General features: G+C 70.0%; 22 protein-coding genes. 11 read left to right on the top strand and 11 right to left on the bottom strand.

The genetic code is table 11. The annotated features are described in order from the left end of the window. Positions 1–122 precede the first annotated feature (122 nt). Positions 123–1,019, top strand: coding sequence for an alpha/beta fold hydrolase (locus DIE12_RS29610; RefSeq protein WP_124520622.1), 897 nt, complete (start codon positions 123–125; stop codon positions 1,017–1,019). A gap of 62 nt (positions 1,020–1,081) precedes the next feature. On the opposite strand, the gene DIE12_RS29605 is transcribed toward DIE12_RS29610, so the two are convergent. Next, positions 1,082–1,573, bottom strand: coding sequence for an Lrp/AsnC family transcriptional regulator (locus DIE12_RS29605; RefSeq protein WP_124520623.1), 492 nt, complete (start codon positions 1,571–1,573; stop codon positions 1,082–1,084). 113 nt (positions 1,574–1,686) lie between these two features. Here DIE12_RS29605 and DIE12_RS29600 point away from each other — a divergent pair, with 113 nt between their 5' ends. Beyond that, complete coding sequence (locus tag DIE12_RS29600; RefSeq protein WP_124486613.1) at positions 1,687–2,589, top strand: DMT family transporter; 903 nt, start codon at positions 1,687–1,689, stop codon at positions 2,587–2,589. Between the two features lie 218 nt (positions 2,590–2,807). On the opposite strand, the gene DIE12_RS29595 is transcribed toward DIE12_RS29600, so the two are convergent. Genes DIE12_RS29595 through DIE12_RS29575 form a run of 5 tightly spaced genes read right to left on the bottom strand, consistent with a single transcriptional unit; the run spans position 2,808 to position 5,886 of the window. Further along, positions 2,808–3,014, bottom strand: a complete 207-nt coding sequence (locus tag DIE12_RS29595; protein ID WP_124520624.1) for a DUF1289 domain-containing protein — start codon at positions 3,012–3,014, stop codon at positions 2,808–2,810. Then, positions 3,011–3,517, bottom strand: coding sequence for a YbaK/EbsC family protein (locus DIE12_RS29590; protein WP_044846152.1), 507 nt, complete (start codon positions 3,515–3,517; stop codon positions 3,011–3,013). Before DIE12_RS29590 ends, DIE12_RS29595 begins: the two co-directional genes overlap by 4 nt. A gap of 23 nt (positions 3,518–3,540) precedes the next feature. Continuing rightward, a complete protein-coding gene (locus DIE12_RS29585) occupies positions 3,541–4,473 on the bottom strand; it encodes a hydroxymethylglutaryl-CoA lyase (RefSeq protein ID WP_124486611.1) in 933 nt (310 codons plus the stop codon). A gap of 29 nt (positions 4,474–4,502) precedes the next feature. After that, entirely contained in the window at positions 4,503–5,444 is a 942-nt protein-coding gene (locus tag DIE12_RS29580; protein WP_124520625.1) for a glyoxylate/hydroxypyruvate reductase A, read from the bottom strand. Positions 5,445–5,448: 4 nt separating this feature from the next. Beyond that, complete coding sequence (locus DIE12_RS29575) at positions 5,449–5,886, bottom strand: VOC family protein (protein ID WP_044846155.1); 438 nt, start codon at positions 5,884–5,886, stop codon at positions 5,449–5,451. A gap of 256 nt (positions 5,887–6,142) precedes the next feature. Here DIE12_RS29575 and DIE12_RS29570 point away from each other — a divergent pair, with 256 nt between their 5' ends. Continuing rightward, entirely contained in the window at positions 6,143–6,766 is a 624-nt protein-coding gene (locus tag DIE12_RS29570; RefSeq protein WP_124486609.1) for an alpha/beta hydrolase, read from the top strand. Positions 6,767–6,820: 54 nt separating this feature from the next. Here the strand turns inward: DIE12_RS29570 and DIE12_RS29565 are convergent, their stop codons facing one another. Further along, positions 6,821–8,941: a phosphocholine-specific phospholipase C gene (locus tag DIE12_RS29565; protein WP_124520627.1), complete on the bottom strand. Its 2,121-nt coding sequence runs from the start codon at positions 8,939–8,941 to the stop codon at positions 6,821–6,823. A gap of 57 nt (positions 8,942–8,998) precedes the next feature. Then, a complete protein-coding gene (locus DIE12_RS29560; protein WP_124520629.1) occupies positions 8,999–9,283 on the bottom strand; it encodes a hypothetical protein in 285 nt (94 codons plus the stop codon). 559 nt (positions 9,284–9,842) lie between these two features. On the opposite strand from DIE12_RS29560, the gene DIE12_RS29555 reads away from it, so the two are divergent. Genes DIE12_RS29555 through DIE12_RS29545 form a run of 3 tightly spaced genes read left to right on the top strand, consistent with a single transcriptional unit; the run spans position 9,843 to position 13,836 of the window. Next, a complete protein-coding gene (locus tag DIE12_RS29555; RefSeq protein ID WP_124520630.1) occupies positions 9,843–10,595 on the top strand; it encodes a (2Fe-2S)-binding protein in 753 nt (250 codons plus the stop codon). Between the two features lie 17 nt (positions 10,596–10,612). Then, entirely contained in the window at positions 10,613–11,614 is a 1,002-nt protein-coding gene (locus DIE12_RS29550) for a xanthine dehydrogenase family protein subunit M (protein WP_124520631.1), read from the top strand. After that, entirely contained in the window at positions 11,611–13,836 is a 2,226-nt protein-coding gene (locus tag DIE12_RS29545) for a xanthine dehydrogenase family protein molybdopterin-binding subunit (RefSeq protein WP_124523386.1), read from the top strand. The genes DIE12_RS29550 and DIE12_RS29545 overlap by 4 nt, the downstream gene beginning before the upstream one ends. 15 nt (positions 13,837–13,851) lie before the next feature. Here DIE12_RS29545 and DIE12_RS29540 read toward each other — a convergent pair whose 3' ends face one another. Continuing rightward, positions 13,852–14,772 (bottom strand): LysR substrate-binding domain-containing protein, encoded by a 921-nt coding sequence (locus DIE12_RS29540; RefSeq protein WP_124486603.1) that lies wholly within the window; start codon positions 14,770–14,772, stop codon positions 13,852–13,854. Positions 14,773–14,883: 111 nt separating this feature from the next. On the opposite strand from DIE12_RS29540, the gene DIE12_RS29535 reads away from it, so the two are divergent. Both DIE12_RS29535 and DIE12_RS29530 read left to right on the top strand, forming a co-directional pair. Beyond that, the gene (locus DIE12_RS29535; RefSeq protein WP_124520634.1) at positions 14,884–15,522 is read left to right on the top strand and encodes a glutathione S-transferase family protein; all 639 of its coding nucleotides are present in this window, start codon (positions 14,884–14,886) and stop codon (positions 15,520–15,522) included. A 305-nt stretch (positions 15,523–15,827) separates the two neighbouring features. Next, positions 15,828–18,029 (top strand): TonB-dependent siderophore receptor, encoded by a 2,202-nt coding sequence (locus DIE12_RS29530; RefSeq protein ID WP_124520635.1) that lies wholly within the window; start codon positions 15,828–15,830, stop codon positions 18,027–18,029. Between the two features lie 55 nt (positions 18,030–18,084). Here DIE12_RS29530 and DIE12_RS29525 read toward each other — a convergent pair whose 3' ends face one another. Further along, a complete protein-coding gene (locus tag DIE12_RS29525; RefSeq protein ID WP_124520637.1) occupies positions 18,085–19,359 on the bottom strand; it encodes an MFS transporter in 1,275 nt (424 codons plus the stop codon). 107 nt (positions 19,360–19,466) lie between these two features. Between DIE12_RS29525 and DIE12_RS29520 the strand changes: the two genes are divergently transcribed. From DIE12_RS29520 to DIE12_RS29510, 3 genes are all read left to right on the top strand, one after another. Continuing rightward, on the top strand, positions 19,467–20,510 hold the full coding sequence (locus tag DIE12_RS29520) for a LysR substrate-binding domain-containing protein (protein WP_124520639.1): 1,044 nt from the start codon (positions 19,467–19,469) through the stop codon (positions 20,508–20,510). A gap of 96 nt (positions 20,511–20,606) precedes the next feature. Beyond that, positions 20,607–20,834 carry a type II toxin-antitoxin system Phd/YefM family antitoxin gene (locus DIE12_RS29515; RefSeq protein ID WP_124486598.1) on the top strand — a complete coding sequence of 76 codons (228 nt, stop codon included), beginning with the start codon at positions 20,607–20,609 and terminating at the stop codon, positions 20,832–20,834. Then, a complete protein-coding gene (locus DIE12_RS29510) occupies positions 20,834–21,214 on the top strand; it encodes a type II toxin-antitoxin system VapC family toxin (RefSeq protein ID WP_014895868.1) in 381 nt (126 codons plus the stop codon). The genes DIE12_RS29515 and DIE12_RS29510 overlap by 1 nt, the downstream gene beginning before the upstream one ends. A 21-nt stretch (positions 21,215–21,235) precedes the next feature. On the opposite strand, the gene dapA is transcribed toward DIE12_RS29510, so the two are convergent. Beyond that, positions 21,236–22,129, bottom strand: a complete 894-nt coding sequence (gene dapA, locus DIE12_RS29505; RefSeq protein ID WP_124520640.1) for a 4-hydroxy-tetrahydrodipicolinate synthase — start codon at positions 22,127–22,129, stop codon at positions 21,236–21,238. Positions 22,130–22,504: the final 375 nt, after the last annotated feature.

The raw sequence follows: 22,504 nt of genomic DNA, 5'->3' as shown, positions 1-22,504 counted from the left end.
CGCGCGGCGTGGCGACAATCGAGTGAGTGTTCTCTTTCTACGCGTTCGGGCATCTGGCGCGCGCAGCAGCCGGCCGGGCGCTCCTACAATATCCGCCATAACAAACCAACGAGAAACAAACCATGTCGTTTGAGGCGTTTGCTCCGTTTCGCGTGACGGTGCAGGACACCGACATCTTCGGTGTCAAAGGAGGCGCGGGGCCGCCGCTTCTGCTGCTGCACGGCCACCCGCAGACCCACATGATCTGGCATCGCGTCGCCGCGACGCTGGCGAATCACTTCACGGTGATCGCGACCGACCTGCGCGGCTATGGCGCGTCGGGCAAGCCGCCGAGCGACGCGCGGCACGCGCCGTATTCGAAACGCGCGATGGCGGCCGACCAGGTCGCCGTGATGCGCCATTTCGGTTTCGAGCAATTCCATGTGTGCGCGCACGATCGCGGCGCGCGCGTCGCGCACCGCCTCGCGCTCGATCATCCGGCGGCCGTCGAGCGGATGATGCTGCTCGACATCGCGCCGACGCTCGCGATGTACGAGCAGACCGACCGTGCGTTCGCGACCGCGTATTTCCACTGGTTCTTCCTGATCCAGCCGGCTCCGCTGCCCGAAACGCTGATCGAAGGGCGCACCGATGCGTACATCGAGCGCGTGATGGGCAACCGCTCGGCCGGGCTCGCGCCGTTCGCGCCGGAGGCGCTCGCCGCGTATCGCGCCGCGCTCGCGCAGCCGGGCGCCGTACACGCGATGTGCGAGGACTACCGCGCGTCGGCGACGATCGATCTCGAACACGACCGCGCGGATCTCGAGCGCGGCAACAAGGTCGCGTGCCCGCTGCGCGTGCTGTGGGGCGAGCACGGGATCGTCGGCCGCTGCTTCGATCCGCTCGACGAATGGCGGCGCGTCGCGCGCGACGTCAGCGGCCGCTCGCTCGATTGCGGGCACTACATTCCGGAAGAGGCGCCCGTCGCGCTGATCGACGAGCTGCTCGCGTTCTTCGAAGCGCGCGACGCGGCCGCGTGAGCGGGGCCGGCCGCGGCCGGTCGCGCGGCGCTTGCTGCGCGTCGACGGTCAGCGTTCGAGGATCAGCGGCGCGCGACGTCGTCTTCGACCAGCGGCGGCAGGCGGCGCGGCACGGGCGTCGATTTCACGATCGCCGTGCTCGTTTCCGCGCGCTCCGTCACCTTCGACAGGATGTCGTCGAGGTGCTCGATCGTGCGCAGGTAGAGCCGGCAGATGAAGCAGTCCTCGCCGGTCACCTTGTCGCATTCGACGAATTCCGGAATCCGCCGCAACACCTCCTCGACCAGATGCAGCTGTCCCGGCAGCGGCTTCACGCGGACGATCGCCTGCAGCGTGTAGCCGAGCGCGCGCGGATCGAGCTCGACGGTGAAGCCCGCGATCACGCCCTGCGCCTCGAGCCGCCGCACGCGATCGGCGGTCGCGGGCGCCGACAGCCCGATCTGTCGCGCCAGCTCGCTGGTGGCGATGCGCGCATCCTCGGCGAGCGCCGCGAGGATCGCGCGGTCGGTCGCGTCCAGCGACGCGACGGCGGGCGGGGAAAGGCGTTTCGACATGATCGCTTTGCTTTCGAAGGTGAATCGGTCGTTTCGCTTCAGTTTAGCCGTGGATGCACGGAAAGCAAGTTTCTAGAATCGAAGTCATCTTCTCTCGCCAAACGGAGTCCATGATGGCCTCGAACGAAATCCGCCGCGGTGCCGCCGAGATGATCGTCGCGATGCTGATGTCCGGCACGATCGGCTGGCTCGTGATGTCGTCGCAGCAACCGCTCACCAACGTCGTGTTCTTCCGCTGCCTGTTCGGCGCCGCGACGCTCGCGATCGTCTGCGCGGCGCTCGGCTTGCTGCGCCGCGCGCTGTTCTCGCCGCGCATGCTCGCGCTCGCGACGCTCGGCAGCGTCGCGATCGTCGCGAACTGGCTGCTGCTGTTCGCCGCGTATTCGCGTGCGTCGATCTCGATGGCGACCGCCGTCTACAACACGCAGCCGTTCATGCTCGTCGCACTCGGCGCGCTCGTGTTCCGCGAACGGATCAGCGCGTCGACGATCGCGTGGCTCGCGCTCGCGTTCATCGGGCTCGTCTGCGTGGTGCGGGTCGAGCCGGCCGTGCTCGCGGTGCCCGGCGAATATCTCGAAGGCGTCGCGCTGTCGCTCGGCGCGGCGTTCCTGTACGCGGTGTCGTCGATCGTCACGAAGCACCTGAAGGGCACGCCGCCGCACCTGCTGGCACTGCTGCAGGCCGGCCTCGGCATCGTGCTGCTCGCGCCGTTCGCGCACTTCGACACGCTGCCGGCGACGGCCGCGCAGTGGCTCGATCTCGTCGTGCTCGGCGTCGTCAACACCGGCCTGATGTACGTGCTGCTGTACGGCGCGATCCAGAAGCTGCCGGTCGCGATGACGGGCGCGCTGTCGTTCGTCTATCCGGTCGTCGCGATCATCGTCGATCGCATCGCGTTCGGGCAGACGCTCGCGTGGACGCAGGTGCTCGGCGCGCTGCTGATCCTGCTCGCGGCGGCCGGCGTGAACCTCGGCTGGCGCATCGTGCCCGCGCGTCGCGCGGCGGTCGGCAACTGAAACGGTCGTGCGATTCGACTTGCCGCTACGGCCTGCCGCCAGGCCCGTCGGCGTCGCCTCCGGGCACGCGGATTGCGCGCCAGACAGGCCGTAAGGAGTTGTAGGGAAACACCCGATGCGACGCTGCAGCGTCGCTCGTATGATGCGGCTGTGACGTTGATCACGTTCACAGGATTCCGATCTCATGCCGTTCGCCAAGCAGGCCGAACGGCATTTTTTTATGCGCCGCTCCGTGCGAGCAGGCGCCGCCGCGCGTCGAGCCGCGCGAGCAACTCGCGTCTCGCGTCGTCGTCCGACGCGCGCCATCCCTTGATCTCGTCACGCGTGCGCAGGCAGCCCGCGCACCAGTCGGTGCGCGGATCGATCCTGCAGACGTCGGTGCACGGCGAGGCGACCGTGCCGACCGGTACCGGCGCGTCGCTCATGCGTCGTTACGCAATGCGACGTCGGCGACCGGCGCACCCGTCAGCGCGACGAGTTCCTGCGGCGACAGGTTGAACACCGCGTGCGGATGGCCGGCGGCGGCCCACAGGCTGTCGAGCTCGAGCAGGTCGGCGTCGATCAGCGTGACCGGTTCGACGAGATGGCCGATCGGGCACACGCCGCCGATCGCGTAGCCGGTATGGTCGCGCACGAACTTCGCATCGGCGCGGCCGACCGCGCCGACCTGGGCGGCGACCTTCTTCTCGTCGACGCGATTCACGCCGCTCGCGACGACGAGCACCGGCAGGCCGTCGGATTCGCGGCGAAACAGGATCGACTTCGCGATCTGCGCGACCGAGCAGCCGAGCCCGGCCGCGGCTTCGGCGGAGGTCTTGCCGGTTTCGGCGAGCATCACGATCCCTTTCGCATGCCCGCGTTCGCGCAGCAGCAGCGCGACGCGTCGCGCGGAATCGGGGAGAGAGTCGAATGAAGCGGGTGTCGTCATGGGGAGTCCGGTGAGTGTCGGGGTCACGCGCAGCTCGGCGCGTCGGCCGCGCTCTGCGCCTTGGCGAGCAGCGCGCGACCGGCGCGCGACACGTTCGCGCGGCCGATCGCGTTCGAGATGAAGTCGCCGGCGGCGACCACCTGCGCGAGATCGATGCCGGTGTCGATGCCGAGGCCCTGCATCAGGTACAGCACGTCCTCGGTCGCGACGTTGCCGGTCGCGCCCTTCGCGTACGGGCAGCCGCCGAGGCCGGCGACCGACGCGTGGAAGATCTCGATCCCCTCGAGCAGCGCCGCGTAGATGTTCGCGAGCGCCTGGCCGTAGGTGTCGTGGAAGTGGCCCGACAGCCGTTCGCGCGGGAACACGCGCGTGACGGCCGACAGCACTTCGCGCGTGCGCTTCGGCGTGCCGACGCCGATGGTGTCGGCGATGTCGATCTCGTCGCAGCCGAGCGCGGCGAAGCGTTCGACGACGTCGACGACCGACGCGACCGGCACCTCGCCCTGGTACGGGCAGCCGAGCGTGCACGACACGCTGCCGCGCAGCCGCAGGCCGGCATCCTTCGCGGCCTTCGCGACCGGCTCGAAGCGCGCGATGCTCTCCGCGATGCTGCAGTTGATGTTGCGCTGCGAGAATGCCTCGCTCGCCGCGCCGAAGATCACCACTTCGTCGGCGCGTGCGGCGAGCGCGTTCTCGAAGCCTTTCAGGTTCGGCGTGAGCACCGAATACACGGTGCCCGGGCGGCGCTCGATGCCGGCCATCACGTCGGCGCCGTCGGCCATCTGCGGCACCCATTTCGGCGACACGAACGATGCGGCCTCGATATTGCGGAAGCCGGCGCGCGACAGCCGGTCGACGAGCGCGATCTTCACGTCGGTCGGTACGAAGGTCTTTTCGTTCTGCAGCCCGTCGCGCGGGCCGACTTCGACGATCTTGACGGCGGTGGGGAACGTCATGGTTGTCTCCGGTCTCGTATAGGTGGAATTCAGTAGCCGCGCGCGTAGTCGACGATGCCGCCGACGCGCTCGCCGCGCTCGAGCGCGCGGATCTTGCCGGCGATCTGCTCGACGGCTTCGTCGCGCAGCGTCTCGGCCGAGCTGTGCGGCGTGATCGTGATGCGCGGCGCGTGCCAGAACGGGTGGTCGACCGGCAGCGGCTCGTGCTGGAACACGTCGAGCGTCGCGGCGGCGACCTGGCCGCTCGCGAGCGCGTCGAGCAGGTCGGCTTCGACGAGATGCGCGCCGCGTGCGACGTTCACCAGGTATGCGCCCGGCGCCAGCTTCGCGAAGGTCCGCGCCGACAGGATCCCGTCGGTATCGTGCGTGCTCGGCAGCAGGTTGACGAGCACCTTCGCGCCGTCGACGCACGCGTCGAACGCGTCGTCGCCCGCGAAGGTCGCGACGCCGTCGAGCCGTTTCGGGCTACGGCTGTAGCCGCGCACCGGCAGGCCGAGCGCGGCGAGCGCCTGCGCGACCTGCGCGCCGAGCACGCCGAGGCCGAGCACCGCGACGGTGAAGCTCGCGCGCGGATGCGGCTCCAGCACCTGCCAGCGGCGCTCGCGCTGCAACGCGTCGTATTCGTCGAAGCGGCGCAGGTAGCGCAGCACCGCGTGCGTCACGTATTCGATCATCTGCCGCGCCATGCCCGAATCCTCGAGGCGCACCAGCGGCACGTCGCGCGGCAGCGTGCCGGGATGCGCGCGATCGAGCGCGAGCAGCGCATCGACGCCCGCGCCGAGGTTGAAGATCGCGCGCAGGCCGTCGCGCGGCGCGAACAGCTCGCGCGGCGCGCGCCACACGAGCGCGTAGTCGGCGGCAGCCGTGTCGCCCGGCTGCCACGCGCGCAGCTCGGCCTCGGGCAGCGCCTGCGCGATCGCGTCGTGCCAGGCGCCGGCTTCCTGGTGCGGCGAGTAGAACAGGATCTTCATGCGCTTACTTCGCGAACAGCTGGCCGATGTCGGCGAACGCCTTGAACTCGAGCGCGTTGCCGCACGGATCGAGGAAGAACATCGTCGCCTGCTCGCCGACCTCGCCCTTGAAGCGGATATGCGGCTCGATCACGAAGCGCGTATGCGCGGCCTTCAGTTTGTCGGCGAGCGCATGCCATTCGTCCATCGACAGCACGACGCCGAAATGGCGCACGGGCACGTCGTCGCCGTCGACCGGGTTCACCGCGCTTTTGCCGGTTTCGTCCGGCGCGAGGTGCGCGACGAGCTGATGGCCGAAGAAGTCGAAGTCGACCCAGTGTTCCGAGCTGCGGCCCTCGGGGCAGCCGAGCAGGCCGCCGTAGAACGCGCGCGCGCCGGCGAGGCTCGACACGGGGAAGGCGAGATGGAACGGGCGCAGCGCGCCGGCGGGCGTAGCGGACATCGGGCGTCTCCTGTCGATCGGAACCGGCGCGGGGAGCCCGGTTCGATCCGATGCAAGGCAAGCGGGAAGCCCACATTCTACGGTTTCGCGGCGCATTGCGCCGCCGCGAGGCCGCCGGCCCGCACCGCGAGGCCCGCGCCGGCGGTCGCCCGGCTACCGTCCCGCGCAAAAGCAAAGCACAAAATATTGGTTCGGCCGCCGCGCACGCCACGCCACAATCGAACCTCGTCTCCAAGCAAAGCAAGCGAGGGCAATCATGCGCGCATGCAGCAAATCGGCGTGGCCGCCGCGGCTCGTGACCGTTCCGGGCCTGCACGGCAGCGAAGGCGCCCACTGGCAGACCTGGCTGGAGCGGCAGTTCCCGCGTGCGCTGCGGGTCGAGCAGGCCGACTGGGACGCCCCCGATCTCGCGCGCTGGGCGCAGTCCGTGCGCGTGCTGCTCGAACGCGAGCGCGGCCCGTTCGTGCTGGCCGCGCACAGCTTCGGCTGCCTCGCGGCCGCGCATGCGCTCGCGCAATGGCCGCAGGAGGCCGACGTCGCGGGCGTGCTGCTCGTCGCGCCCGCCAGTCCGAAGAAATTCACGTTCGCGGGGCCGTTCGACGCGCGCCGGCTCGCGGTGCCGTCGATCGTGATCGGCAGCGAAACCGACCCGTGGATGCCGCTCGCCGATGCGCGCACGCTCGCGCAGCGGCTCGGCAGCGCATTCGTGAACCTCGGCGACGCGGGGCACATCAACACCGCGGCCGGCTTCGGGCCGTGGCCGCGCGCGAAGTACTTCATCGACACGCTGGTGCACTGCGCGGCGCCGCTGCGCTTTCGCGACGCGGACGACGGCTTCGACGTCGCGCCCGTCGAGCGCGCGCTCGCGCACGCGATCTGAGATTCGACGGCACGCGCCGCGCGGCCGACGCCGCGCGCCGTCGTGCCGCCGCGCTTACGGCGCGGAGACCGGGCGCACCGCGGCCGGATCCGAGTAGCTCGACCGGCCGTTCTCGACGTGGCCCGCGAAGCGGCGCGAGAACGTGCCGTTCACGCCGTCGCTCACCGTCACGTCATACCAGTGGTGGCTCGACGCGAGCGCCCATTGCTCGACGCGTTCGTCGCCGCCGTGCAGGGTCACCTGGCGCGCGGGCGTGCCGTACGCGTTGTCGGTCAGCGTCAGCGTCACGTGACCGCTGCCGTGGTTGCGCAGCTTCAGGTACAGGTTGCCGTTCGCGATGTCGTAGCCGGCTTTCACCTCCGGCTGCGCCTGGTTGCGCCGGCGCGCCGTCGCGGCCGACACGTTGCCCGCGAACATCCGCACGAAGCCGTTCGGCCCGTACACCGAGAACGCATACGCGCCGTTCGTCTCCGTCACGTCGAAGTCCGCGTGCAGCACGCGGCGCGCGCCGACCGTGTAGCGCCACGGGCCGTCGGTGCGGTTGGTCGCGTACACCTGGAAGTGCGCGCCCTGGTTGCCGCGGTTCGCGAACTCGATGCGCAGCGTGTTGCCGCCGTAGAGGCTCGCGTTCACGTGCAGTTCGTACGGCAGCGCGCGCGCCGGGCGCACGCCGGGTTCCTGCGGGTCGATCGGCGACGGCGTCGCGGGCACGCTCGGCGCGGGTTGCGACGTGCATTGCTGGTCGGCGATCGAGCGGTACTGGCTCGTATCGGGCAGCGTCGGGAACGTCGCGTCGGACGAGCGGAAGTCGAACGCGGCGGTCAGATCGCCGCAGACGGTCCGGCGCCACGGCGTGATGTTCGGCTCGTCGACGCCGAAGCGCTCGCCGATGAAGCGGATCACCGACGTGTGGTCGAATACCTGTGAGCACACGAAGCCGCCCTTCGACCACGGCGACACGACCGTCATCGGCACGCGCGGCCCGAGGCCGTACGGCAGCCCGTCGGCCGTGTAGCTGCCGCCGCGGCCGGGATTCACGACCGTATGCAGCTCGCCGTCGGTGGTCACGGTCGATGCGCCCTGCGCGGCCGAGGTCGGCGGCTGCGGCGGCACGACGTGATCGAAGAAGCCGTCGTTTTCGTCGTACATGATGAACAGCACCGTCTTCGCCCACACGTCCGGGTTCGACGTCAGCGCGTCGAGGATCTGCGACGTGTAGTTCGCGCCGTACGCCGGCGTGTATTTCGGATGCTCGGAGAACACGGCGGGCGGCAGCAGCCACGACACCTGCGGCAGCCGGTCGTTGATCACGTCGTCCTTCAGGTTGTCGAGCGTGCGCACCGTCTGCGCGCGCTGGTACAGCGACGAGCCCGGCTTCGCGTTGATGAAGTTCGTGAAGTTCTGCAGGATGTTCGTGCCGTAGTTGCCGTTGTACGGATCGGCCCACGTGAGCCCCTGCTGGTAGATCTGCCACGACACGCCGCGCGCCTCGAGCCGTTCGGGGAAGGTCGTCCACGACAGCAGCTGGTACGCGGGCGGCAGGTCGCCGTCGACGTAGTCGGCGTTGTCGAGCAACGGGCCGCCGAACTTGCCGGTCGGGTCGACCGTGCCCGTCATCAGGTACGAACGGTTCGGATGCGTCGGCCCCGGCAGCGAGCAGAAGTAGTTGTCGCACACGGTGAACGCATCGGCGAGCGCGTAATGGAACGGGATGTCCTCGCGCACGTGATAGCCCATCGTCATGTCGGTCTTGTTCGCGGGCCACTGGTCGTAGCGGCCGCCGTCGATCGCCGCGTGGGTCTTCGCCCACGAGTGGTCGAGCGCGCCCAGGCACTGCGCGCTGGTCGTCTTCGTGTCGAGCCGGAACGGCAGCACGGGCTTCGCCGGGTCTTCCTTCGACGGCTGGTACCACACCGGCTTGCCGTTCGGCAGCGGAATCGGGAAGCGGTCGTTGTAGCCGCGCACGCCGCGCAGGTGTCCGAAGTAATGGTCGAACGAGCGGTTCTCCTGCATGAACACGACGATGTGCTGGACATCGCGGATCGTGCCGGTGCCGCGCGCGGCCGGAATCGCGAGCGCGCGGCGGATCGATTCGGGGAACGCGTTGAGCGCGACGGCCGCGCCCGCCGACTGTGCGACGGTATGCAGGAAACGGCGGCGGCTGGATGACGTCATGTTATTTCACCTCGGTTCTGCGATCGGGGACTGGGGACACCAACAGGAACGGCGGGATCAGTGCGGCGACGACGCGGCGATGGCGGACGCGCCCGCGTTCGTCGCGGGCTTCGCGTCGTCGTCATCGTCGGGCGGGTAGTGGACGACGGGCGGCGCGAGCGGCGCGGCATCGGACGCGGCGGCTTTCGCGCCCGAGCCGCTGTTGAACGCGCTCGCGGCGCCGGACGATGCGCCGGCCTGTTGCGAGGCGTCGGTCGCGTGCGCGTCGTGCGGCGCGTCGTCGCTGCAGGCGGCGGCGAATGCGGCGGCACATAGAACGACGACGAGGGCAACACGACGCATCACTTCTCTCCTGGCAGGCGGATCGGGAAACGTTTTCGAGTATGCCCGTGCGATGCGACGATTCGGTGAATCGTTTGCGACCGGCGCGTGATCGCGAACGGCTTTCGTGATGCTGACCGTATGCTTTCACGGCGGCGGAGCCGGGTCGACCCGCCGAATTTTCATGGCGGATGTAGTGGCCGCGCGCATTTACACGCGCGTGCAACGCGACGAACCATGCACGCGATGCGACGTGTCGTGCACGGCGTTGCGGACGCCTTTGGCCAGCGTCGGTCGATGTGTCGCCCGCGCCACTGCCGAATGCGTGTTTTTTACCGCATCGACAGCCGACGGTCAGCCACGCGCCAGCGTAGCGGCACGCACGTGACAGGAGCGGTAACCGATACCTGCGTGCGGTCCGTTCGCAACGCATGAACGCAATCTGCCCGGCGCAGGCGAAGACCCGTGTCGGCTTGCGGCACCGGAATTGCTCGCAGCGCCGATGCACGCGCTGTCCCGCGCGGCCAACCGGGCACGGGCGGCGTATCCGCATCCATCAACCAGGGAGCGAGCAGAAGCCATGTCAAGCGATCGACCCATCCCCCCGTCCACCGAGCCCGCGAGCGATGCTGCCCCGTCGCCGCTCGCGGCCGGCCATGCGGCGTCGCCGCCGTTACCGCACGATACGCCCTCCAGCGCCGCACGGCGCCGCTTTCTGCAATCGGCGGCGGCCGCGACCGTCGGCGCCGCATCGCACGTTCATCCGCAGCAGCCGCACACGACATTCACGCCTGCGGCGACACATCGCGATATGGTCCCGGCGCAGCCCGTGCGGCTCGACATCAACGGGCGCGAATACACGCTGCAGCTCGAACCGCGCGTCACGCTGCTCGACGCGCTGCGCGAATACGCGGGCCTCACCGGCACGAAGAAGGGCTGCGACCGCGGGCAATGCGGCGCGTGCACGGTGCTCGTCGACGGGCGGCGCATCAACGCGTGCCTGACGCTCGCGGTGATGCACGAAGGCGAGCGGATCACGACCGTCGAGGGGCTCGCGCGCGGCGGCGTGCTGAGCCCGATGCAGCGTGCGTTCGTCGATCACGATGCATTCCAGTGCGGCTACTGCACGCCCGGCCAGCTGTGTTCTGCGACCGCGCTGCTCGACGAGTTTTCGGCGGGCGCGGCGAGCGCCGTCACCGACGACGTGCGACGCCGGCCCGCACAACTGTCGGACGACGAGATCCGCGAGCGCATGAGCGGCAATCTGTGCCGCTGCGGTGCGTACCCGAACATCGTCGCCGCCGTGCGCGCCGCGCACGCGGCGAACGGCTAGCGCGGGAGGACCCGGCCATGGAAGCGATCTCCTACGAACGGGCAACCGACGTCGCGGGCGCCGTGCGGGCGGCGCAGCGGCCGGGCGCGGCCTTCATCGGCGGCGGCACGAACCTGCTGGACCTGATGAAGGGCGGCGTCGCGCGGCCCGTCACGCTCATCGACATCACGCGTATCGCGGGCCTCGATACGGTCGACGCGTTGCCGGATGGCGGACTGCGAATCGGTGCGCTCATGCGCAACAGCGATGCGGCCGCTCATCCGCGTATCCGCGCGGACTATCCGCTGCTGTCGCAGGCGCTGCTCGCCGGCGCGTCCGCGCAATTGCGCAACATGGCGACCGTCGGCGGCAACCTGATGCAGCGCACGCGCTGCCCGTATTTCTACGATCCCGCGTTCGCGCAATGCAACAAGCGCGAGCCGGGCAGCGGCTGCGCGGCGATCGGCGGGCACAACCGGATGCACGCGATTCTCGGCGCCAGCCAGCAGTGCGTCGCGGTGAACCCGTCGGACATGAGCGTCGCGCTCGCGGCGCTCGACGCGGTCGTACAGGTGAGCGGCCCACGCGGCGCGCGGCAGATTCCGTTCGCGTCGTTTCACCGGTTGCCCGGCGATCGGCCCGACCTCGACACGACGCTCGAACCGGGCGAACTGATTACGTCGGTGGATCTGCCGCCGCCGCGCTTTGCGGACCATGCGCACTACCTGAAGGTGCGCGACCGCGCGAGTTACGCGTTCGCGCTGGTCGCGGTGGCCGCCGCGTTGCGGCTGGACGGTGCGCAGGTGACGGAGGCGCGCATCGCGCTCGGCGGCGTGGCGCACAAGCCGCTGCGTGCGACGGCCGCGGAACGGCATCTCGTCGGCCGCGCGCCAACCGATGCGGCGCTGCGCGAGGCGGCTGCGCTCGCGTTGCGCGACGCGCGGCCGCTCGACGGCAATCGATTCAAGGTCGCGCTCGCGCAGCGCGCGATCGTCCGTGCGGTGCATGCGGCCGCTGGCACGACGGGAGATGCGGCATGAACACGGTGACCGGACAGCCGCTCGACCGTGTCGACGGCGTACTCAAAGTGACGGGCGGCGCGCGCTATGCGGCCGAATTCGCCGATACGCGCCTCGCGCACGCGGTGCTCGTGACGAGCACGATCGCATCGGGGCGCATCGAATCGATTGACGCGGCACGCGCACGCGCGATGCCCGGCGTGCTGTTCGTGATGACGCACGAGAACGCGATGCGGTTGCCCAACGGCGGCCGCACGCCGCTGTCGCCGCCGGCCGGGCGCCGGCTCACGCTGTTGCAGGACGACACGGTGCGCTACAGCAACGAACCTGTCGCGGTCGTCGTCGCCGAAACGCTCGAGCAGGCGACCGACGCCGCGAATGCGGTGCAGGTGCGCTATCGCGCGAGCGATGCCACGCTCGATTTCGCGCGCGCGAAGCGCGGCGCGCGCGTGCCGCCGAAGCAGCAGGGGCGCGCGATGGACACGCAGCGCGGCGACGTCGATGCAGGCCTGCGCGAGGGCGCGGTGCGCATCGACGCCACCTACACGACGCCGATGCAGCATCACAACCCGCTCGAGCCGCACGCGACGATGGCGCACTGGGACGGCCCGACGCTTACGCTGCACGACGCGACGCAGGGCGTGTCGGGCGCCAGCACGGCGGTGGCCGCGGTGTTCGGCATCGCGCCGGAGCAGGTGCGCGTGATCTCGCCGTTCCTCGGCGGCGGCTTCGGCTGCAAGGGATCGTCGTGGTCGCACGTGTCGTTGTGCGCGATGGCCGCGCGACAGGTGGGCCGCCCGGTGCGCCTTGCGCTGACGCGGCCGCAGATGTTCGGCCCGGTCGGCGGCCGCCCGTTCACCGAGCAGCGCGTCGTGCTGGCCGCGCGCGCCGACGGCACGCTGACCGCGCTGCGCCACGACTCGATCGTCACCACGTCGACGTTCGAGGACTGGACGGAGATGTGCGGGATGCCGTCGCGGATCATGTATGCGGTGCCGAACCAGGCGACCACGCACCGGATCGTGTCGCTGAACGTCGGCACGCCGACGTTCATGCGCGCGCCCGGCGAGGCGTCCGGTTCGTTCGCGCTGGAATCGGCGATGGACGAGCTCGCGTGGCGGCTCGGCATGGATCCGGTCGCGCTGCGGCTCGCGAATTACGCGGAAGTCGATCCGGAGGACGGGAAGCCGTGGTCGAGCAACAAGCTGCGCGAGTGCTACCAGGCCGGCGCGCAACGCTTCGGCTGGTCGCGGCGCACCGGCGGGCCGCGCACGATGCGCGACGGCGACACGCTGGTCGGTCTCGGGATGGCCGCCGCGACGTACCCGGCGAATCGCAGCGAGGCGTCTGCGCGTGCGCGCATCCTGCCGGACGGCACGGCCGAAGTCGCGTCGGGCACGCAGGACATCGGCACCGGCACCTACACGGTCATGACGCAGGTCGCCGCCGATGCGCTCGGCTTCGCGCTGCAGAACGTGCGCTTCGTGCTCGGCGATTCGAGCCTGCCGCGCGCGCCGGTGTCGGGCGGCTCGCAATCGGCGGCGAGCGTCGCGCCGGCCGTGCGCGACGCCGCGCTGCGGGCGCGCGCGATGCTGATCGCGCTGGCGGTCGCCGATCGGGGCTCGCCGCTGCACGGCGTCGCGGCGGACGACGTGACGGTCGACGACGGCTGGCTCGTGCATCGCGGCGAAACGTCGCGGCGCGATCCGGCCGCCGCGGTGATCGCGCGGGCGGGCGGACGGCCGCTCGAAGCGCAGGCGACCGCGAAGCCGGGTGACGAGAAGTCGCGCTATGCATCTCATTCGTTCGGCGCGGTGTTCGCCGAAGTACACGTCGATGCCGAACTCGGCACGATCCGGGTGCCGCGCATCGTCGGCGTGTACAGCGTCGGCAGCCTGCTGAATGCGAAGACCGCACGCAGCCAGCTGATCGGCGGGATGGTGTGGGGGCTCGGCACCGCGCTCGAGGAAGGCTCGTTCCTCGACGTGCGGCATGGCCGCTTCACGAATGCGAACCTCGCCGAATATCACGTACCCGTGAATGCGGATATCGGCGATCTCGACGTGAGCTTCGTCGACGAGCACGACACGCATTTCAACCCGCTCGGCATCCGCGGCATCGGCGAAATAGGGATCACGGGCGTGCCGGCGGCGATCGCGAATGCGATCTATCACGCAACGGGCGTGCGCGTGCGCGATCTGCCGATCACGCTCGACAAGGTGGCGATGCCGACGCGCGCGTGAGCGTCAGCCGCAGCGTCAGCGGCGCGGCGTTCTGCGCCGCGCTTCGCTGCGCAGCCAGTCGAGCCACGTGCGGATCGCCGCTTCCTGCGGATGGCCGGGGCGCCATACGACGTAGTGCGCATACACGTCGGTCACGCGCACCGTCGATACGCGCACGAGCGTGCCGTCCGCGAGCTCGGGCTCGATCAGCGAGCGGCGCGCGAGTGCGACGCCGCGCCCTTTCAGCGTCGCGTCGATCAGCGCATTCGCATCGGTGAAACGCGGCGCGCGAGCGGATTCGGTGAGGTCGAGCCGCGCAGCCTGGAGCCACGGTTCCCATGGCTGCGCGGGATGGCGCAGCAACGTCGCGCGCACGAGATCGGCCGGCACGCGCGGCGCGATGCCGTCGCGATTGCGGTACGCGGGGCTCGCGACCGGGAAGATCGTCTCGTTCATCAGCTTTTCGGCGACGACGCCCGGCCAGCTGCCGGGCCCGTAGCGCAGCGCGACGTCGATGCGGTCGCGCTTGCGCAGCGGCGCGAGCGCCACGTCCGGGTGCAGCGCGATCGCGATGTGCGGATGCGCGGCCGTGAAGCGCGGCAGGCGTGGTGCGAGCCAGCGCTCGGCGACACTTGGCAGCACGCTGACGTTCAGCGTCACGTCGCAGGTACGCGGGCGGCTGCGTACGGCGAGCGCCGGCTCGAACGCGCGTTCGAGCACGCTCAGGCCCTGGCGCACCTGTAGCGCGAGCGCATGCGCGGCATGCGTTGGCGTTGCGCCGTTGCGTTCGCGCGTGAAGAGCGGGTAGCCGAGCTGCGCCTCGAGCGCGCGGATGTGCTGGCTGACGGCGCCTTGCGTGAGCGCAAGCGCATCGGCCGCGCGCGTGAAGCTCTGCAGCCGCACGGCGGCTTCGAACGCACGCAGCGTCTGGAGCGGGGGGAGGTGGATGCGTCGCATGCGGGTATTAGTAACACTAATGCTCAAGCACGACAATTCTTCGTTTGCCGAGCATCGGGATGCGTTCCTACACTCGGTTCCGTCTTCCACAGCGCCGTCGGGCCACACACCATGAACGCATATCGTCTCTATCTTTCGCCGGGCGCCTGCTCGCTCGCCGCTCATATCGCGCTGGAGGAAACCGGCGCGCCGTTCGACGTCGAGATCGTCTCGGTGCAGAAGCAGCAGAACCTCGAGGCGCCCTATCTGGCGATCAACGCGAAGGCGCGCGTGCCCGTGCTCGCGATTCCGGGCGAGCCGAGCGTGCTGACCGAAACGCCTGCGATCCTCACGTATCTCGCGCACCGCTATCCGGACGCGCAATTGCTGCCGCTCGGCGAACCGCTGCGCGAGGCGCGGTGTCATGAATGGCTCGCCTGGCTGGTCGGCTGGGTGCACGGCGTCGGCTACGGCGCGTTGTGGCGGCCGGGCCGCTTCATCGGCGATCCGGCGCTGCACGGCGCGGTCAGCGCACACGGGCGCGGCACGATCGAAGCCGCGAACGCTTCGATCGAGGCCACGCTCGCCGATGGCCGAACGTGGGCTGAACCGGGTGCGCATTCGATCGTCGATCCGTTCCTGTTGGTGCTGTATCGCTGGGGTGTCGCGATCGGACTCGACATGACGCAGCATGCGGCGTGGACAGCCCACGCGCAGCGCGAGGCCGAGCGGCCGGCCGCGCGGCGCGCGCTGGCGCGCGAGGCGGCCTGACGAATGCGCGGGCGCCGTGGGGCGTGCTGCGCCGCCCGCGTGTGACGAACGGCTGCCATTTCACGGTGCCGCGCATCGGTGGCGTGTACAGCGTCGGCGGCCTCCTGAACGCGAAGACCGCACGCAGCCAGCTGTCGCACGCTTCGTGCGAATGATCGAGACGCCACACTGTGTCATGCTGGCCTGCGCCATGCCCGCGTCGTTCGACGATTAATTCGGATCCCGAAGTTCGTACGTGTCCAATTGCCACGTCGACTCCATTCCTATTGAATGAGAACCATTCTCGTTAATGGGGTGGAGTGAACATGAGTCGTTGCATTCTGTCGAGCGCGACGCCGCCGCGTCGCGCGACCGCGTCCGTTGCGTTCGCGATGGTGACCTGTGCCGCCGCGCCTGCGTGCGCGGAAGAGGACGAGCCGCGCCACGCGCCGCACCTGAGCCCGATCTTCGTCCACGGCAATCGCGACGCCGGTACGCGCGTCGACCGGTCGGGTTCCGCCAAATACGCGACGCCGCTGCTCGACGTGCCGCAGACGATCACCGTCGTGCCACGCGCGGTGCTCGACGAACAGCAGGCGCTGAGCCTGCGCGACGCGCTGTCGAACGTCGCGGGCATCACGTTCAACGCGGGAGAAGGCGGCGGCGGGTCGGGCGACATGTTCAATATCCGCGGCTTCGGCGCGAACGCGAACCTGCAGCTCGACGGGTTGCGCGACAGTGCGCAGAACAATCGCAGCGACCTGTTCAACATCGAGGCGGTCGAGGTGATCAAGGGGCCGAACTCGGTATTCGGCGGCGCGGGCACGACGGGCGGCTCGGTGAACCTGATCAGCAAGACGCCGAAAGCCGGCGCGCTCACGGAGGCCGGCACGATGCTCGGTACGTCCGGCTACCGCCGCGTGACGCTCGATGCGAACCGGCCGGTGCCCGGCACCGAAGGCCGGGCCGCGTTCCGCCTGAACGCGATGGCGCATGTGAACGACGTGCCGGGCCGCAACGACATCCGCAAGCGCCGCTGGGGCGTCGCGCCGTCGCTCGCGTTTGGCCTCGGCACGCCGACGCGCGTCACGCTCGGCTATTTTCACCAGTACGACAACAACCTGCCCGACTACGGGCTGCCTGCGCACAACGGCCAGGTGCTGGCGGGCATGTCGCGCGACCGCTATTTCGGCTGGCGCAATCTGGATCGCGAACGGATCGCTGCGGATGCCGTCACCGTGAAGGCCGAGCACGACGTGTCGTCCGGCCTGAAGGTGCAGAACCTGAGCCGCTACGCGCACCTGAATCGCGATACGGTGATTTCGGGAGCGCGCGTGAGCCTGGAAGGGCTGCCGCCCGGGCGTTACAAGCCGGCCGGGCCGCAAGGCTACGGCCGCGACGCGTCGACCGCGATGTGGGCGAACCAGACGAACGTGACGAGCACGTTCACGACGTTCGGCGTCGGGCATACGCTCGTCACGGGCTTCGAGATCTCGCGCGAAACGTACGGCCGCACGACCTATTCGTACGGGCTCAACCGGTTCTACCCGGCCGACGGCTTTGCGCTCGCGGCGCCGCCCGGCGTGTGGCGCGGCCCGGCGCAGCGCGAGGACAGTGCCCGCCAGGACACCGCGCTGGTCGTGAAGGCGCTGTACGCGTTCGACACGATCTCGGTCGGCCGCTACTGGGACATCGACGTCGGGCTGCGGCACGACTGGATCGACGACTGGGCGGAAGGGGCCGCGGCCGGCAAGCCCGCCGAGCGCGCGGACAGTTCCGACCGTCACCTGAGCACGCGCGCGGGGCTCGTGTTCAAGCCGACCGACAACGGTCGCGCGTATTTCGCGTACGGCACGTCGTTCAACCCGTCCGCCGAATTTCTCGCGACCTCCGGCTCCGGCGTGAGCGCGGCGACCGCAGCGCTCGCGCCCGAGACGAACGAGAGTTTGGAGCTCGGCGCGAAATGGGAGGGGCTCGCGGGCGTCGCGCTGAACGGCGCGCTGTTCCAGACCGAAAAGAACAACGCACGCGAACGCATGGCCGACGGCAGCTACGCGCTCGTGGGCCGGCAGCGCGTTCGCGGCATCGAGCTCGGGGCCGCCGGCAAGGTGACGCCGCAGTGGGACGTGTTCGCCAACTACACGTATCTCGCGAGCGTCACGCTCAGTTCACCGGCCACGCCGCGCCGCGACGGACAGGCGCTCGGCAACACGCCGCGGCACGCGTTCAACCTGTGGACGACCTATCGGTTGCCGGCCGGCTGGACGGTCGGCTACGGTTCGCACTTCGTCGGCCGGCGCAACGTGACGTCGCAAGGCGACGGCAAGCTCGGCGCGTACTGGGTGCACAACCTGATGGCGTCGTACGACGTGAGCCGCAGGCTGCGCTTCCAGCTGAACGTCGACAACCTGTTCGATCGCGCCTATGTCGAACGTGTGCGGCAGGTGGCGGGAAACGCATCGCAATCGTCGGCCGTCGAGTTCGGCGACGGCCGCTCGGCGATGCTGTCGGCCGTGTACAAGTTCTGAATGCCGCGCCATGCGGTCGGCAGGACGGGCGTCGCCGCTGGCGCCCGCTTGCTGGCTAGCGGGCAAACAACGGGTACGTTGCCGCCGCGATCAGCGCGGTCGCGAGCCACACCACGCTCCACGAGCTGACGGCGAGCAGCGGCGGAATCGCGAGCGGCGTCGCGAACAGCCCGAGATAGACGACCGTGTTCGCCATCCCGAGGGCGGTGCCTGCGTGGTTCGCGCCCGCGAGCGTCGCGAGTTCGGTGTACGCGACACCGTGCCAGGCCGACACGCAGATGCCGGCGAACACGAGGATCGCGACGATCGCGGCGAGCGGCACGTGCGGGCTGCCGGCGGTCGCGGCCGCGAGCAGCGCGAACGATCCGGACGCGACGCAGACCGACCCGCGCAGGTACGCACGCCGGTTGCCGTGCCGGTCGGTATGGCGGCCGCTCCACACGCGCATCACCATCGCGCCCAACTGCAGCGCGACCATCGCCGCGCTGATGCCGGCGAGGCCGAGCCGGCCGAAATCGTGCAGGAACACGGTCGCGAACGTGAGTACCGCGAACTGCGGTGCACACAGCGCGCCGATGCCGAGCACGATGCGCCAGACGCGGCCGCTCGCGAGCGGACTGCGCGCGGGCGCGGCCGGCGATTGGTGCCCGACGGCGCGGTTCGCGTCGGCGGGCGCGGTGGCCGCCGCGTCGGGCGGTTCGTGCAGCCAGCGCCACGTGAGCGCGGCCGATCCGGCACACAGCAGCATCAGCGCGCCGTACACCGCGGCGAAGCCCGCACGCGACGCGAGCGACGGCAGCAGCGCCGCGCCGACGCCGCCGCCGAGCGGCACGGCCGTCTGGCGGATGCTCATCGCGAGCCCGCGTTCGCGCTCGCCGAACCAGCGCATCACCGCGCGTCCGCTCGAGCCGTTCACGCTGCCGCCGAGCAGGCCGACGCAGCACATCGCAGCGACGACGCGCATGAGCGGCGGCACCGCGTGCGTGGCCGGGACGATCGTGGCCACCATCAGCGCCAGCATCGCGGCGGTCGCGACGAGGCCGGTGAGCAGTACGCGACGATCGCCGAAGCGGTCGGCGGCGATCCCCCACGGCAGTTCGGACAGTGCGACGCCGAAGCCGAGCGCGCCGAGCACGAGGCCCAGCGCGCCGTTGTCGAGGTGATAGGCCGAGCGCATCCACACGGCGGTGGTCGGAATGCCCGCCGCGGCGGCGGAAAAGCTCATGTTCGCGGCGACGCCGGCCGCGAGCACGCGCCAGCGATGGGCCGGGCCGCGCGCGTCGCGCGCTGGCAAGGACGAGGACGGGGATGCTAGGCAGGAGGTATCCATGGCGACAGGGCCCGTGTGGAAATTGACATCGCCAGTGTGGCGGCCTACATTCATCCTGAAAATCGGAAAGTTTTTGATGAATCGTTCGATAAAACGGGATGATTGAGATGTCCGGACAAGACCCTGCCCACGGCGAGGTGTCGCTCGTGGCACCCGACGCCACGCTGGCCCGGCCGAACTTCGACGTCGCGGCGCTGCGCAGCCTGGTCGCGGGTGTGGATCTCGGCAGCTTCGCGAAGGCCGCCGATCGCGTCGCGCGTTCGTCGTCGGCGGTGAGCGCGCAGATCCGCAAGCTCGAGGAACAGGCCGGCACGCCGCTGTTCGTGAAGGCCGGCCGCGGGCTCGCGCTGACCGACGCCGGCGACGCGATGCTGCGCTATGCGCGGCGGATGATCGAACTGAACGACGAAGCGGCCGCGGCCGTGCGCGGCGTGAATCTCGACGGCTGGGTGCGGGTCGGCCTTCAGGAGGACTTCGGCGAAGCGATCCTGCCCGACGTGCTCGGGCGTTTCGCGCGTGCGCACCCGAAGGTGAGGATCGAGGCGCGCGTCGCACGCAATGCCGAGTTGCTCGAGCGGCTCGACGCGAACCAGCTCGATCTCGCGCTCGTGTGGGGCGACCCGGCGTCGGCGGCGCTGGTGTCGCGCGCGGGCATCGACAGCGACGCGATCGCGCAGGTGCCGATGCAGTGGATCGCGGGTGGCGCGAGCGGTTTCGGCGTGCCGGACGCCGACGGACCGGCGGATGCGGTCGACGACGGCGCCGCGCGTCTGCGTGCGATGCACGCATCGGGCGAGCCGTTGCCGCTCGTCGTGTTCGACCGGCCGTGCCGCTTCTTCGGCGCGGCGACCGATGCGCTCGACCGTGCGGGCGTGCCGTGGCGCGTCGCGTTCACGACGCCGAGCCTGGCCGGGCTGTGGGCGGCGGCGGCGGCCGGCCTCGGGCTGACCGTGCGCTCGCACTACGGGCTGCCCGCGTCGGTGCGTGTGCTCGACGCGGCGTCGTCCGGGCTGCCGGCACTGCCGGGCCTGCCGCTGATGCTGCTGCGGCGGACGTCGTCGGCGACGCCGACCGTCGAGCGGCTCGCGCGGATCGTCACGCAGGCGGTGCGGGACGCGACGCGAGGGGACGCGGGGGCGCTGGCGGCGTGATGGCGATCGACGCGCCTGCGCCCGGCTGGGCGTTCGGCCTATTGGAGGGACGGGGCGAATGTCGTGACAATGGTGGATCACTCAACGGAGGCCATCATGCAAGTTGCCACTGTCCCGGAAGCCGCGCTCGATCTTCAGCGGCTTCTCGATGCCGCGATCGCCGGCGAACGCGTCGTGATCATGCAGGACGGCAAGCAGTCGGTCCGGCTCGTGCCGCTCAAGCCGATTCATCATTACGGGCTCCTCGAGGGGCAGATATGGATCGCGGACGACTTCGACGCACCGCTTCCCGATGATTTGCTGGATGCGTTCGAAGGAAAGTGATGCGGCTGCTATTCGATACGCACATCTTTCTCTGGATGTGGGCCAATGATCCGAAATTGAGCGCTCGCGCGCGCAATCTGATTGCCGAAGCCGACGAGGTGTTCATCAGCAGCGCGAGCATCTGGGAAGTCGCGATCAAGGCCGGGACGGGAAAGCTGGACGTGGATGTGGACCGGATGGTCGAAGCGATTGCGATGAGCCGATATCGGGAGCTGCCGGTTCGGGCCGCGCACGGCGCGGCCGTGCGCTATCTGCCCCACTACCATCGCGATCCGTTCGACCGCTTGCTGGTCGCGCAGGCCTGGTCCGAACCGATGCTGCTCATCACCGCCGACGGCCATCTTGCGCAGTATGGCGCGTCGCGGATTCTGACGGTCTGAAACAGTTTTCGAAGCGAAATCCTACGCTGCCGCGACCGTCTGCGCCGACGCCTCCAGCGCCGCGCACAGCTTGCCGAGCCTCTCCCGCAACCCCGCGCTCGCCGGCACGAACGGCAACCGCAGCCCGTCCTCGCACCACCCCTGCGCAGCCAGCACCGCCTTCACCGGCGCCGGATTCGGCTCGGCGAACAGCGCCGCGACGAGCGGCTGCAGCGCGACCGACAGCCGTCGCGCGTCGGCGAGCCGGCCGTCGCGCAGGAGCGCGTGGATGCGCACGTGCCATTCGGGCAGCACGTGCGCGCTGCTGGCGATCGCGCCATGCGCGCCGGCACACAGCGCGGCGAAGTTCTGGTTGTCGTCGCCGGAGAGAATTGCGAGCGGCGTCTCGTGCACGAGACGGCTCATCCGTTCGAGCGTCCCGCCGCATTCCTTGATGCCCGCGACGCGCGGATCGCGCGCGAGCGCCTGCAGCGTCTCCAGTTCGACGTTCACGCCGGTGCGATACGGGATGTTGTAGACGAGGACCGGCAGGTCGGCCGCCTCGACGATCGCCTCAATGTGGCGGCGGATCCCGTCTTGCGTCGGCCGAACGTAGACGGGCGGCGTGACGAGCAGCCCGTCGGGCCGCAGCGCGGCGAGTTCGCGTGCGCGGGCGGCTGCGAAGTGCGTCGCGCTCGCGGTGAGGCCGACGACGATCGGCAGGTCGGGCACCGCATCGCGCAGCGTCGCGAACACGGCGTCCTGTTCGCGCGCGTCGAGCAGCACGCCTTCACCGGTCGTCGCGCCCGCGACGAACCCGGCGACGCCCACCGCCGCATAGTGACGCGCGAGCCGCGCGAGCGCGCCGTGGTCGACCTCGCCGTCGTGGAACGGCGTGACGAGCGGCAGCCAGATACCTTCGAAACGTGTGTACATGCAAAGCCTCATGGTGGAAACGGAGTGGGAAGGAACCGTTCCGCCGGCGGGGTGCCGGAGCGAGGCGTGCGAGCAAGGAGAAAGAAACGACCTGCGGGCATCCCGTCCGGCATTCGCCTGACGGGACGCGACGCCCCCGTCAGTCGAGGTGTCGTTTTTTCAGTTTCAGCCCGGCCGCGCGCGCGCCTGCCGCGATGGCGGCAAGGATCGACGGCGAACGCGGGGCAACGGACATGGATGAACCGTGAAAGGGGCTGAACGGCGATCTTAACACCGGATCCGGCGCGTACGCGAGCGACGCGCCCCTACTTAGCAGAATTCGAGATTTGCTTTCCACGACAGATTGGAAAGTGCGTCGCGCCCGGCCGTTAAAAT

Origin of the sequence: Burkholderia sp. Bp9015 (assembly GCF_003853505.1) — a bacterium.
Lineage (GTDB): Bacteria > Pseudomonadota > Gammaproteobacteria > Burkholderiales > Burkholderiaceae > Burkholderia.
Note: the sequence above shows the minus strand (reverse complement) of the source record. Positions and strands in the feature narration are given on the sequence as shown.

Coding starts and splice junctions, on each gene's coding strand:
- DIE12_RS29610 (WP_124520622.1), top strand. CDS start 123: ATGTCGTTTGAGGCGTTTGCTCCGTTTCGCGTGACGGTGCAGGACACC.
- DIE12_RS29605 (WP_124520623.1), bottom strand. CDS start 1,573: ATGTCGAAACGCCTTTCCCCGCCCGCCGTCGCGTCGCTGGACGCGACC.
- DIE12_RS29600 (WP_124486613.1), top strand. CDS start 1,687: ATGGCCTCGAACGAAATCCGCCGCGGTGCCGCCGAGATGATCGTCGCG.
- DIE12_RS29595 (WP_124520624.1), bottom strand. CDS start 3,014: ATGAGCGACGCGCCGGTACCGGTCGGCACGGTCGCCTCGCCGTGCACC.
- DIE12_RS29590 (WP_044846152.1), bottom strand. CDS start 3,517: ATGACGACACCCGCTTCATTCGACTCTCTCCCCGATTCCGCGCGACGC.
- DIE12_RS29585 (WP_124486611.1), bottom strand. CDS start 4,473: ATGACGTTCCCCACCGCCGTCAAGATCGTCGAAGTCGGCCCGCGCGAC.
- DIE12_RS29580 (WP_124520625.1), bottom strand. CDS start 5,444: ATGAAGATCCTGTTCTACTCGCCGCACCAGGAAGCCGGCGCCTGGCAC.
- DIE12_RS29575 (WP_044846155.1), bottom strand. CDS start 5,886: ATGTCCGCTACGCCCGCCGGCGCGCTGCGCCCGTTCCATCTCGCCTTC.
- DIE12_RS29570 (WP_124486609.1), top strand. CDS start 6,143: ATGCGCGCATGCAGCAAATCGGCGTGGCCGCCGCGGCTCGTGACCGTT.
- DIE12_RS29565 (WP_124520627.1), bottom strand. CDS start 8,941: ATGACGTCATCCAGCCGCCGCCGTTTCCTGCATACCGTCGCACAGTCG.
- DIE12_RS29560 (WP_124520629.1), bottom strand. CDS start 9,283: ATGCGTCGTGTTGCCCTCGTCGTCGTTCTATGTGCCGCCGCATTCGCC.
- DIE12_RS29555 (WP_124520630.1), top strand. CDS start 9,843: ATGTCAAGCGATCGACCCATCCCCCCGTCCACCGAGCCCGCGAGCGAT.
- DIE12_RS29550 (WP_124520631.1), top strand. CDS start 10,613: ATGGAAGCGATCTCCTACGAACGGGCAACCGACGTCGCGGGCGCCGTG.
- DIE12_RS29545 (WP_124523386.1), top strand. CDS start 11,611: ATGAACACGGTGACCGGACAGCCGCTCGACCGTGTCGACGGCGTACTC.
- DIE12_RS29540 (WP_124486603.1), bottom strand. CDS start 14,772: ATGCGACGCATCCACCTCCCCCCGCTCCAGACGCTGCGTGCGTTCGAA.
- DIE12_RS29535 (WP_124520634.1), top strand. CDS start 14,884: ATGAACGCATATCGTCTCTATCTTTCGCCGGGCGCCTGCTCGCTCGCC.
- DIE12_RS29530 (WP_124520635.1), top strand. CDS start 15,828: ATGAGTCGTTGCATTCTGTCGAGCGCGACGCCGCCGCGTCGCGCGACC.
- DIE12_RS29525 (WP_124520637.1), bottom strand. CDS start 19,359: ATGGATACCTCCTGCCTAGCATCCCCGTCCTCGTCCTTGCCAGCGCGC.
- DIE12_RS29520 (WP_124520639.1), top strand. CDS start 19,467: ATGTCCGGACAAGACCCTGCCCACGGCGAGGTGTCGCTCGTGGCACCC.
- DIE12_RS29515 (WP_124486598.1), top strand. CDS start 20,607: ATGCAAGTTGCCACTGTCCCGGAAGCCGCGCTCGATCTTCAGCGGCTT.
- DIE12_RS29510 (WP_014895868.1), top strand. CDS start 20,834: ATGCGGCTGCTATTCGATACGCACATCTTTCTCTGGATGTGGGCCAAT.
- dapA (WP_124520640.1), bottom strand. CDS start 22,129: ATGTACACACGTTTCGAAGGTATCTGGCTGCCGCTCGTCACGCCGTTC.